This is a genomic window from Colwellia sp. MEBiC06753 (genome assembly GCF_053470325.1).
Genome location: NZ_JBQMTM010000006.1, coordinates 49,888 through 61,878 on the forward strand (window position 1 = coordinate 49,888; position 11,991 = coordinate 61,878).

Sequence of the window (11,991 nt, forward strand, 5' to 3'; positions counted from 1 at the left end):
ATGGATATTGCTAAGTATTCGTTAACTCGGCCAATAAATATTTGGTTAATCACCCTATGTTTTCTACTTGGCGGCGTGGTCGCGATGGGCAATATCGGTCGTTTAGAAGATCCCGCGTTTACGATAAAACAAGCGGTAATTATGACATATTACCCTGGAGCAAGCGCCGAGCAGGTTGAGCGGGAAGTTACCGAGCAGCTGGAAATTGCTTTACAGCAAATGTGGCAATTAAAAAAGGTTGAATCGGAAAGCAAGCCTGGCTTTTCACGGGTAACCATGGAAGTAAAATCCAATATCGATAGCCCTTTATTGCCACAAATTTGGGATGAATTGCGTAAACGTATACGTGATGTTCAGCCGTCTTTACCGGTTGGAGCCAGTGCACCTAAGGTGATCGATGACTTTGGTGATGTATTTGGTATTTATTACGCGTTAACCGCTCCAGATTATAGTGCCTATCAAATGCGCGAGTTTTCACGCATTATTCGCCGAGAATTATTAACTGTTGATGGCGTGGCCAAAGTGGCTGTTAGTGGCATTTTGGCAGAACAAATAGTGGCAGAAATTGATATGTATCAGGTTGCAGGATTAGGCCTGTCATTTCCTGATCTTCAGCAAGTACTTGCCATTAACTTACGACCTTTTGCTGGTGGTCGCTTGTATATAGGTGATAAACAAATTCGCATTCCAGTATCTGCCGCTAAAGATCAACTGGAAGAAATTGAAAACATTACCTTTGTGCTGCCAGGAAAAAACGCCTCAGTTAAATTGAAAGATATTGCTAGCTTATCTATTGAAGCTGTTGATATTCCAAATAACTTAAAACGTTTTAATGGCAAAAGCGCCATTACGTTAAGTATCTCTGCACAAAATGACATTAATATTGTTGATGTTGGAGCAAAAATAGAACAAAAACTTAGCGATATTCTTGCCACATTACCAGCCGGCATAGAAGTTTCGCCGATCTACAATCAAGCCAATATTGTCGATAAAGCCGTTGATGGCTTTATTTTTAACCTTGAAATGTCCGTTCTGGTGGTCACTCTGGCTTTATGCCTATTTATGGGCTGGCGTTCAGGTATTGTTGTTGGTGTGACATTATTAGTGACGGTACTTGGTACCGTGTTAATAATGTGGCTTTATGGACTGCAATTAGAGCGAATTTCATTGGGCGCTATGGTCATTGCCATGGGGATGTTGGTGGATAATGCCATAGTCGTTGCTGAAGGCATGATGTTAAGGATGGAAAAAGGAAAGTCCGCTCTAGAGTCTGCCAGTTTTATTGTTAAACGAACACAGTGGCCATTACTTGGGGCCACCGTTATCGGCATCGCTGCATTTTCAGGTATTGGCTTATCTGATGATAAAACCGGTGAGTTTCTATTTTCACTTTTTGCCGTGGTACTAATTTCACTGATGTTAAGTTGGGTATTGGCGGTTTCGCTAACGCCATTGTTGGGTAAATATTTCTATCAAGTTGGAAATAAACAAGAGGGTGCGCAAAGTCAGTCAGCGTTCCATAAAGGTTACTTGTTTTTATTACGCAACGCACTTCATCACCGTGGTGTTACTGTAGTGGCATTAATTGCCATTACTATTACCGCCTATTCGAGTTTCGGTTTAATTAAAAAAGGTTTCTTTCCTGCTTCTAATACGCCTAACTTTTTTATTCATTATTGGGGACCACAAGATAATGATATCCGCGCTACCGCTAAATATATGAAGGCCGGAGAAGATATTATATTGGCAAGTGAAGGCGTTGAATCATTAACCAGCTTTATAGGCCAAGGTGCTGATAGGTTTACCTTAGTTTATAAGCCGACCATGCCTAATGAGAGCTATGGCATGTATTTAGTGCGCGTACACAACGCGAAAGAAATTCCAGCTATTGCTAAAAAAGTGACTGAAAAACTTAAAGCGGTTAACCCTAATGCCGCTTATTATGCCGAAATTATGCAATTTGGCCCAGGAGCTGGGGCAAAACTGCAGGTGCGTTTCTCTGGCCCCGAGCCAACAGTGCTGCGCAGCCTAGCTGAACAAGCACGAGCGATATATTTAGACGATGGTGCTATTCGCGACGTTAGAGATAACTGGCGAGGTAAAGGTATCGTATTGATGCCCGATTACGATGAAAATGCTGCGGGCATTGCTGGCGTGTCTCGTAGTGATTTTAATCAAGCGATACAGTTTTATACCAGTGGTTTAATTGTTGGTAAATTGCAAGATGGCGACTATTTATATCCGATAGTTGCTAAATCGCAAGTAGAAAATAATGCGCGAATGGACCAACTTAAGGCATTAGAAAATGGCCTAGTTTGGAGTGCAAGCCAACGTACTTATATTCCATTTAAACAAGTTAGCGGCAAAACTTCTTACGATAGTGAAGAAATGCTGATTAACCGACGTGATCGCGTTCGTACGATCACGGTAATGGCAGAAGCCGGCTATGAAGAAACCGCCGGAGCAGCTTTTGCTAGAATGAAGCCAAAATTAGAAGCTATTGAATTGCCCGATGGCTACAAAATAGCTTGGGGGGGCGAATATGAATCTTCAAGAGATGCGCAAGCGGCTTTAGGTAAAGGTTTACCATTAAGCTTTCTAGTGATGTTTATCATTAGTGTTTTATTATTTGCCCGCGCTCGACAGCCACTAATTATTTGGTTAATTGTGCCTATGGCTATCGTTGGTGTGGTCGCGGGTTTATTACTGGCCGACTTGCCGTTTGGCTTTATGTCATTGCTTGGTTTTTTAAGTTTATTTGGTATGTTGATTAAAAATGCCATTGTTTTACTGGAAGAAATCGACTTACAAATTGACGAAGGTAAAGCTAAAGGTGATGCAATCGTTGAAGCTAGCTTAAGTCGTTTGCGACCCGTTTCATTAGCTGCTATCACCACAATATTAGGGGTTATGCCGTTAATAACCGATCCATTTTTTGCCGATATGTCAGTAACGATAATGGGGGGATTGGCATTTGCTACTGTGTTAACGCTAATAGCGGTACCTGTGCTTTATAGTATTTTCTATAAAATTAAAGTGGTGAAATATTAGGGCTGGTTAACGTAAATTTCGCTTGAGTTTAAAAGCTTTTAATCAACGCTTAGGAAGTGTAATTTAATGCTTTATAGAAATGCAGTTTAATCTGATAACACAAACTAACTCATATGCAGTTAACTCATCAATTTGTTGCGGCAATAAGTGAAATTTCAGTCACAAAATGGCGACAGTGCTTTCCTTCTGGGCAACCATTTACTCAGTATGGCTATTTACTGGCATTGGAGCAGTCAAAATCAGTTTGTGGCGAAACCGGCTGGCAACCGATACATCTAGAGGTGTTGACGGATAAGCAAGAAATTGTTGCTATCTTACCGCTTTATATTAAATCCCACTCCTATGGTGAATATTTATTTGACTGGTCTTGGGCCGATGCTTATCACCAGCATGGTATCGATTACTATCCAAAGTTAGTCACGGCAATACCATTTACCCCAGTGACCGGACAGCGCCTGGGAATTAATCAGGCTTTTAGTCAAAATACCACCGATATCATCAGTTATATCACCGAGTTGTTGGCGGTACTAGCGAAACAAATCAACGCTCAAACCAGCCAGTGCTTATTTATCGATAACGCAGGAAAAAAGGCATTAACAGCACAAGGCTGGCTAGGGCGCAGCGATATTCAATATCATTGGTTTAATCGAAACTATCAAAGCTTTGATGATTTCTTAGCGTTATTTACCGCGAGAAAACGTAAAAATATCATTAAAGAGCGACAGAAAGTTATTGCTCAGCACATAACTATTGAGCGGCTATTGGCGAGTGATGTAACAGAACAACTGTGGCAACAGTTCTATTCGTTCTACTGCAACACCTATTTAAAGCGCTCTGGTCATCACGGCTATTTAACGCTGGAATTTTTTAAGCAGTTAACTGAAGTTGTGCCAACACAAACCTTAGTGATTTTTGCTTATCATCAAGGTGAATTAGTTGCGGGTTCGTTATTTTTCTTTGATGAAAACACGCTTTATGGTCGTTACTGGGGTTGTAATCAGGCGTTTGATTTTTTACATTTCGAGCTATGTTATTACCAAGGTATTGAGTATTGCATTAAGCGCCAATTAACTAGCTTTAATGCCGGTGCTCAAGGCCAGCATAAAATTAAACGCGGCTTTGAACCTGTGTTTATTCATGGCTGCTATCAAATTTATCACCCTAGTTTTAATGCGGCCATCAGTCAGTTTTTAACTAAAGAGCGCCATCACAACAAAGGGTATTATCAAGCAGCTAAAGCCGCTTTGCCGTATAAAGCTGCTATCAATGAATCATTGCTTAATTAGCAATTACCGACCGCGGGTAAATAAGCCCGTCGTTAAACCGATACCCATCATGATCAAAAAACTGCCGGCAATAATGGTGGTATTAACTACTTCGTCTAAAAACAAGTAACCCCAAAATAGCCCAAATACCGGAATTAAATAGGTGACTGAAATTGCTTTGGTTGGGCCCACTTCGGTGATCAGTTTGAAAAATAAAATATAGGCAATCCCTGTACATAGTACCCCTAAGGTAAGTACGGCATAAATCGCTTTCGTTGACGGAAATTGTTCCGGCAAAAAGCATAAGCTTAACGGCACAAGTAATATTGCTGAACTGATTTGGCTACCGGCAGCTAATACTAGCGGTTTTAAGTCATGCAAATAAAGCTTGGTATAATTGGCCGCTATGGCGTAACACAGCGTTGCACAAAGTATTGCCACAACAGGCAGAATTAACATTTCGCCGCTGATTTCGGCTTTTCCTGAAACTAAAACAAATACCCCAATAAAACCCAGTAATAAGCCACTAACACCGTAAATTGAAATTTTATCTTTTAACCAAAAATACGCGACAATTGCGCCAAAAATCGGCGTTGTGCCATTGAGTACCGACGAAACGCCCGCTGACAACGACAGCACGGCATAGCCAAATAATGAAAACGGGATAGCGGTATTAAACAGCCCCATAATAAATATTTGTCGCCAGCGACCACTAAACTGGTGGTGCTGTTTTTTCAAAATCATTATTGGTGCTAAAAATACGCTGGCGGTTAAGGTACGAAGTGCCATTAATAATATTGGTCCTAGCTCTGGGCTACCAATACGCATAAATAAAAATGAAGCTCCCCAAAGAGAAGCTAAGAATACAAGCTCGAATAATGATTTTGTCGGCATCTTTTTTGGCAGTTCCGTTGATGAGTTTTGTATTAACTATTTACTAATCAAGAGATTAGCTAGGGGTTGGTTAACGCCGCTGGTTTTATCGAGGTGATATTTCAACAACCTCTATCCTAGTTAGCGAAGTAAAATGCCAAAGGATATTAACATTATCTAAGTGCATACCGTACTGTTTTGTATCTGGCTTTCCTTGTTTGTAGGCAGGTCTAGGATCTTGTTTTAATACTTGAGTAATTAATTGCGCTAAATGCCTTGGGTATGCGTTAAGTTGCTGCATTGCCTGTTGGCAAAAATGAACGTCAATTTGCGTTAAAGGGGCCTCGTTGGCATAACCACTTTCAGCATCGGGCAGAGCATCTGAATATTGAATATATGGCTTGATATCAACAACAGGGGTTTGATCAAGTAAGTCTAACCCTGAAATATGCAAATGAACATTACCGGCATTATGTTCAATGCCATCAAGCTTAACCACCGACATACCAATACCATTTGGCCGAAACGTTGAACGAGTTGCCAGTACGCCAAGTTTTTGATTGCCGCCTAAACGTGGTGGCCGTACTTTTGGCTTCCAGCCTTGTTCAAGGGTTTGGTGAAAAATAAATAATACCCAAATATGGCTGAATTTTTCCAACCCGCTAACCATAGCTGCGCCATCAAGTTGATTATCTAGCGTGATAAAGCCTTTAGCGGCAGTAACTAACCCCGGCTGTCGTGGAATGGCAAACTTTTCTTTATAAGGTGAGCTTACGGTGCCAATTGGGGTGATGGAATAACTCGCGTTAATTGCCATTATTGTGCTTGTTCAACTTGATATGCTTTGCCATAACAAATCGCCACCGCATGACATTCTTTGGTTTGCACTTGAGTACAACCTGAAAAAACAATGGCATTGGCGCCTAGCTGATAAGCTGCTCGGCGTGCATCAGTTCGGGCATCAATAACATCGGGCGCTGCATGGTGCGGCTTAACCTGACAGCTTTCACCTTCAACCATGCCAAGCATTTTGTATTTACCATCAAATTCACTTTCTTGTTTATAAATAGTAACTTGCCCCGGTGAAAAATAATGTTCAAAATTTTTGCGGTCTAAGTTGGTTTCAACCGTGGAAATAGGTGCACAACTGACAGCTAGTAAGCTGGTGGTAACTGCGATTAATCGACTAATGTGGGATTTGATCATTAACTTCACTTCTTAGAAAATTAGGTTGCTTGCCTTTGATCCAGTAATTAAATAGCTGGTCAATTCTGCCACTTTGTTCCTTCATTTTGATCCAGTTCCGCATAAAGCGTTCAAATTTATGATCGTTATGATTGATGGCAAATGACATGAATAAATCGTTTTGTTTAGGCTTAGGTACAACAACACTGTAATAGGGGTTGATAAGCGACCAGCCAGAAGCTGCTGCCGCGCCAATTAACATGGCATCAATATGTTGATACTGATCTTTAAAGAATAAGCGTGGCGTTGAAATTTCCCATGCTGTTATATTGGAGAATCGTCTTTTAACATCATCTTCATAGTGATAGGTTTCGGGGATACCAATAATTAAATTTGATTGTTTGGTAATTTCTTGCCACTTGGTAAATTCGTCGCGTCGCTCGTTTTTCACTAAGAATGCTAACGGCTGCTCAGTATAAGGTGCAGTCATGGTATATTTTTTGATATTTTCTGGAATTAATGGGAAACCTGTCGTCATATCAAGATAACCTGAGCGCAGCATATCTTCGGCTTGGCTATGGCGAATTCGCACGTATTCAATGCCAATTACCAAATCTGCCGCTAGCATATTGATAATTTCAATATCAAAGCCAACTAACTCACCTTGCTTATTGTGGAAGGCATAAGGTAGATCATCAATAAAGTAACCTACGCGAATAAAGCCGCGACGTTTAATACGTTGTAAAACGCCCATTTCAGGGAATAACTCGGCGTTTTGCGGTTCTGGAGCCGATAGATGTTTGGTTGCAACTGAATCGAATAAGCGCTGGCGTTCAATAAATTTATCGTAGCCTTGGTATTGCATATCAAGCTTGGTTAAGCCAAATTGCAGCAACATAAACAGTGAAATAGAAACAAACGGTAATACCAACAAATTACGAATAATATACGGCATTTTTAAGCGTAAAGTTTTGCCAAGAACACTGGCAATTAGCATAACAAAACACACCGTAAAGCTAACAGATAGCAGGGCACCTATACGGCTGGCAATTAGGTTATCAGCAACTAAATACAACTCAAACATGCTGCTTGATACATTAAATAAATCAAGCAGTGTTGGCATAGCAACAACTGTTGAGCCAAATAGCTGTGGAATACCGATAAAGATCAGCTTGGCATATTCTTGTGGGCCGATATAAGCGCCGGAGAACCATGCGCCAAACAAGGCAAAAAGTAAGGCCAGTAGCTTACCACCAGCAGGGAGACTGTATGAGATTGGCACCAAAATATCGGCTAGTTTTTCATTATCATTCGATTGCTTCGGGAGCTCCGCAAAGCTAACTTTTAGCTTTTCAATAATCACAGGTAACACGGCAAAAAAGCTACCTGTGGCAAAGGCCGTAATCATGGCGGAACGACAAGCTTTGAGCACTTGGCGGTACCTAAACGGCGTTAGTGTTGCTACTAATATAGGAAACACCACAAACGCCAGTAAAATAACTAAAATACTGGCACTAAAAATATAAACCACTAAGCCCTCTATTAAGCTAGGGTCTATGGTTGCTGCGGCTTTATAACCAATACAGAACACCCCGACTGGCGCAAAACGCATGACTATGCCACTGATATTACCTAAGGCATTTTGTAAGCTGGTTAATACCGCTAAAGTATGTCGCTTACCTTTGATATTGATTAAACCAACGCCGAAAAAGATACTGAATAACACCACAGATGGAATGATGGCGTTGGCAAAAGCATTAAATGGGTTCGCTGGAATAAACAATGATACCAAGTCAAATTCCGCTTCGGTTTTCACCGTAGCAGCGCTATAAAATGAAGCGTTTTTCCAATCAGGGAAAGCAATTGTGGTCAGTAGGATAAACAGTATGCTGATAACAGTTAACAAAAGTAATATCGTGATACTGGCTTTTACCGCAGACTTTGCTTTGTTTGGCGTTAAGCTGCCAATACCAACCATCAATGATAAGGCAATGTAAGGTAGCGCTGTCATCTGCAATAGCAAGACAAAAGCTGAGGATAAGCTGGTAATGCCCGGAAATAGTGAAAAATTGGCGCCTAAAATTAGGCCGAAAATCATGCCGAAAATGATTTTTGCTGAGAGTGGAATTTGCTTAAACAAATTAATATTCCTTGGTTTAGGCTTGATAGCCGTTTAATTATGCCGATGACTTTATTCGATTTTTAGTCTAACTATTACTTATACTGTATGTCATTTGTGTGTTACTTGTGTGTCATTTATATTGGGCTATTACATTTTTAACCGTAGCAATACCGAACATTACTTTATCGATAAATGACTCAGAACTTGCGACTAAATTAAAGTTAGAATGTTTTGACCATACCGCTTGTAATTTATCGTCTAGATCAATGGCTGCTTGCTCTGATTCGTTACGAATTGGGTTATTACTGCGAATACTTTCTCCAGATTTTGCCGCTGTTTCAAGAAAAATAACCGCGTCATATTGGGCAAACTCTGCTTCAAGAGTGGTGTTCATCTGAGTAAAAAAATCTTGTTCAGAGCCGGGCCAGTAGGCTAACCCATCAAGCGTGCCACGATCACATAAAATAACGCAATCGGGGTAGGTAGCTCGTTGAATATCTTCTAAATGTTTTTGTAGATGGAAAATCGCGCATTGTTGAGCTTTTAAAATGCTATCGTTAGTCGCTCGCTCAATACCGCCGCTGAAGATCATGGTGGCAGACTCCGGCACTATCGCCAGTTTGCCTGCGAATTCACGTCGAATTAAATCAAGTGCGGTGGTTTTTCCGCCACCAGGGCCGCCCGTTAAGACAATTCGTTTTTTCATAAGGAGAACAAAAGTTAAATAGTTGAAACGAATATGTTAATTGTAACTGACTTAGGTCGTGGTGTGAATATCAGGGGAATAATAAAAAGCCGTATATAAAAAAGGCCTCATAATGAGGCCTTGCATAAATTAGGTATTAGTTACAATACGCTTATTTTATATTAACTATTTTTTGAAATATAGTCGTTAACCATAGTTTCTAACACATTTAATGGCACAGGACCTTGGCTTAATACCACGTCATGGAACTGACGAATATCAAACTTATCACCTAATTTCTCTTTGGCCCGTTCACGTAGTTCAACAATTTTTAACATACCAATTTTGTATGCAGTGGCTTGTGATGGCATAACGATATGACGTTCAACCATTTTTACTGCATCAGATTTGGCATTTGGTGTATTTGTTACGTAGAAGTCAATACCTTGTTCACGCGTCCATTTCTTAGCGTGAATACCAGTATCAACCACTAAACGACAAGCGCGCCATAACTCCATTGCTAAACGGCCAAAGTCTGAGTATGGGTCTTGATAAAAACCAATTTCTTTTGGAATAAGCTCTGAATATAATCCCCAACCTTCTGTGTATGCGGTGTAGCGACCAAATTTACGGAATTTAGGAATGCCTTCTAGCTCTTGCTTAAGAGCAATTTGCATATGGTGACCTGGAATACCTTCATGGTAAGCCAATGCTTCCATTTGATAAGTCGGCATTGCTTCCATATCGTAAAGGTTCGCGTAATAAATACCTGGGCGTGAACCGTCCATTGAAGGCTGTTGGTAGAAGGCTTTACCTGCTGATTTTTCACGGAAAGCTTCTACTGCTTTAACAATCATATCCGCTTTAGGCTTGGTTAAGAATAACTCGTCTAAGCGGCCCTTCATGGTATCGATTAGTGCAGTAGCTTCTTTTAAGTAACGCGCTTTACCTTCTTCAGTGCCAGGGTAATAGAACTGTTTGTCGTGACGCATAAACTCGAAAAATGCGGCTAAGTCACCTTCAAAGCCCACTTTTTTCATAATTTCACGCATTTCGTCATGAATACGTGCAACTTCACTAAAACCTATTTCGTGAATTTGCTCGGCAGTTAAGTCGGTGGTGGTTGTGCGGTTAAGGGCGTTGTTAAAGAACGCTTCACCTTCAGGGAACTTCCATGCACCATCGCGAGTATCAGCTTTGGTTTCTAATGCCGTAAGGTAAGTGATCAAGTCTTGGTATGCTGGCTGTAATTGTTCAACTAATGCTTTTTCAACATCAGCAATTAACGATGCTTTTTTAGCATCATCTAATTCAAGCTTGTTCACTTTTTTGCGGAAGTCAGCAAGAATAGGGCTATCTTCACCGTCGCTAAATGGCGCACCAGAAATGATGTTATTTGAATCGCGAAGTACGTGTGTGAACACGAATTTAGGGGCAATAATGCCTTTTTCTTCACGCACTTTTAAATTGTCAATTAATTGATTAATTAAGGTATTAGTACCATTAACACGGGCAATATAGTCTTGTGCTTCTTTTTCATCGGCAATGCTGTGTTGGTTAATTAAAAATGCTGGCACTTGTGAGTGTAAACCAAACATTTGGTTGACAGGATAGTTATGATGGCGCCATTTGAAATCTTCGATTTCTTGTTTTAACTTTTGCTCTAACAGTGCATAGCTCACTTTAGTTTGAGCATCTAACTTGTCAACATCTAATGCTTGAATACGTTTTAAGTCTGCTTTAGTTATTTCAAGCTCTTTAAGGTTGTTTTCTTCTGAAATATCATTCCACTTATCGTAGTCTTTTTTGATGCCAAGGTAAGTTTGCATCATCGGGCTACGGTCAACACCCTCGTCGAAAATTTGATCAAATAGCGCGTTTGCTTTTTCAGACTCAGTTTGTTGAGTCATTTCTTGTTTTACTGGCGCTTGCGTGTCTGTTGATGTCGTTGTTGCAGGCTCTTTACCACAGCCAGCTAAAAGTGCGCTGGTCATAGCTAAAGCCAATAAAGATTTTTTATATATCATAGTGCTTCCCTCAAAATTAAACCTAAAGAGTGTGCCTTGTAATGTAGCGCCATTCAATGGTGTGTCGATAAAAAGCCTCATGGATAAGATAAATGGTTGTTGCGGTCTTGTTTCGTTGATGAAAATACGCGATATTTGACGCCAAACTCCTAAGTGTCTGTGTTGTTTTGAATCAAGCTCGTGATAACTCTATAAAAATTACCTTTAAAAAAGCCAGTTATAGTGATGTCGGTTTTTTAACCTATTTGCGCAAAATCACGATGGATGATTACTTAAAACAAGCAGGGCTTGTATTAACCGACGTGCAGCATACTAATAGAGTATTAGAGTTTTTTAATGAGTCGTATCTGATTTTACTCAATGAAAAAAGCGTAGGTGTCATTAAATTAGGTATTGAAAACAGTGCGTTGCATATTCGTCAATTCCAAATTCTTCCGCAATATCAAGGGAAAGGGCTGGGCGGTCATGTGCTTAATATTTGCAAGAAAAAAGCCCGAGAAAAGCAGACTTCGTTAACCCTAAATGTGTTAACGAATAACCCTGCGCAACAGCTTTATTTGCGCCAAGGTTTTGTTATTGAAGCGACCGATGAATTACAGCACTTTATGCGTTGCACTGATTTAACGGCTTGTTAACGCTTTTTAGTTTAACTGCTTTTTAATTTAATTAACTGTTTTGCCGATAAACCGAGGCTGCCTTGCTGTTTTTGTTCAGCAAGTTGCACAGATAAGTGCCAATACAGCCAGCGCCAAAAAAGGCAATATTTGGCGGCGATAGTTCATG

The 11,991-nt window shown here is 40.4% G+C and carries 9 protein-coding genes; 3 read left to right on the plus strand and 6 right to left on the minus strand.

The window, feature by feature from the left end:
• Positions 1 to 3,051: an efflux RND transporter permease subunit gene (locus ACOB82_RS06560; RefSeq protein ID WP_448212164.1), complete on the plus strand. Its 3,051-nt coding sequence runs from the start codon at positions 1 to 3 to the stop codon at positions 3,049 to 3,051.
• 113 nt (positions 3,052 to 3,164) lie between these two features.
• Positions 3,165 to 4,337: a GNAT family N-acetyltransferase gene (locus ACOB82_RS06565; protein WP_448212166.1), complete on the plus strand. Its 1,173-nt coding sequence runs from the start codon at positions 3,165 to 3,167 to the stop codon at positions 4,335 to 4,337.
• 3 nt (positions 4,338 to 4,340) lie between these two features.
• Here ACOB82_RS06565 and ACOB82_RS06570 read toward each other — a convergent pair whose 3' ends face one another.
• The 6 genes from ACOB82_RS06570 to ACOB82_RS06595 all read right to left on the minus strand — a co-directional run bounded on the left by ACOB82_RS06570 (position 4,341) and on the right by ACOB82_RS06595 (position 11,208).
• Positions 4,341 to 5,210, minus strand: a complete 870-nt coding sequence (locus ACOB82_RS06570) for a DMT family transporter (protein WP_448212168.1) — start codon at positions 5,208 to 5,210, stop codon at positions 4,341 to 4,343.
• 85 nt (positions 5,211 to 5,295) lie between these two features.
• Entirely contained in the window at positions 5,296 to 6,006 is a 711-nt protein-coding gene (tsaA, locus tag ACOB82_RS06575) for a tRNA (N6-threonylcarbamoyladenosine(37)-N6)-methyltransferase TrmO (protein WP_448212170.1), read from the minus strand.
• Entirely contained in the window at positions 6,006 to 6,395 is a 390-nt protein-coding gene (gene rcsF, locus ACOB82_RS06580) for an Rcs stress response system protein RcsF (RefSeq protein WP_448212171.1), read from the minus strand. Before rcsF ends, tsaA begins: the two co-directional genes overlap by 1 nt.
• A complete protein-coding gene (locus ACOB82_RS06585; protein ID WP_448212172.1) occupies positions 6,376 to 8,514 on the minus strand; it encodes a cation:dicarboxylate symporter family transporter in 2,139 nt (712 codons plus the stop codon). Before ACOB82_RS06585 ends, rcsF begins: the two co-directional genes overlap by 20 nt.
• A gap of 112 nt (positions 8,515 to 8,626) precedes the next feature.
• Positions 8,627 to 9,202 (minus strand): AAA family ATPase, encoded by a 576-nt coding sequence (locus tag ACOB82_RS06590; RefSeq protein ID WP_448212173.1) that lies wholly within the window; start codon positions 9,200 to 9,202, stop codon positions 8,627 to 8,629.
• A 161-nt stretch (positions 9,203 to 9,363) separates the two neighbouring features.
• Positions 9,364 to 11,208: a DUF885 domain-containing protein gene (locus ACOB82_RS06595; RefSeq protein WP_448212174.1), complete on the minus strand. Its 1,845-nt coding sequence runs from the start codon at positions 11,206 to 11,208 to the stop codon at positions 9,364 to 9,366.
• A gap of 167 nt (positions 11,209 to 11,375) precedes the next feature.
• Between ACOB82_RS06595 and ACOB82_RS06600 the strand changes: the two genes are divergently transcribed.
• A complete protein-coding gene (locus ACOB82_RS06600; RefSeq protein WP_448212175.1) occupies positions 11,376 to 11,843 on the plus strand; it encodes a GNAT family N-acetyltransferase in 468 nt (155 codons plus the stop codon).
• Positions 11,844 to 11,991 lie beyond the last annotated feature (148 nt).

Bases quoted from the DNA above. Each gene is read 5' to 3' on its own strand.
- ACOB82_RS06570 (WP_448212168.1), bottom strand. From the start codon at position 5,210: ATGCCGACAAAATCATTATTCGAGCTTGTATTCTTAGCTTCTCTTTGG.
- ACOB82_RS06595 (WP_448212174.1), bottom strand. From the start codon at position 11,208: ATGATATATAAAAAATCTTTATTGGCTTTAGCTATGACCAGCGCACTT.
- rcsF (WP_448212171.1), bottom strand. From the start codon at position 6,395: ATGATCAAATCCCACATTAGTCGATTAATCGCAGTTACCACCAGCTTA.
- ACOB82_RS06565 (WP_448212166.1), top strand. From the start codon at position 3,165: ATGCAGTTAACTCATCAATTTGTTGCGGCAATAAGTGAAATTTCAGTC.
- tsaA (WP_448212170.1), bottom strand. From the start codon at position 6,006: ATGGCAATTAACGCGAGTTATTCCATCACCCCAATTGGCACCGTAAGC.
- ACOB82_RS06560 (WP_448212164.1), top strand. From the start codon at position 1: ATGGATATTGCTAAGTATTCGTTAACTCGGCCAATAAATATTTGGTTA.
- ACOB82_RS06590 (WP_448212173.1), bottom strand. From the start codon at position 9,202: ATGAAAAAACGAATTGTCTTAACGGGCGGCCCTGGTGGCGGAAAAACC.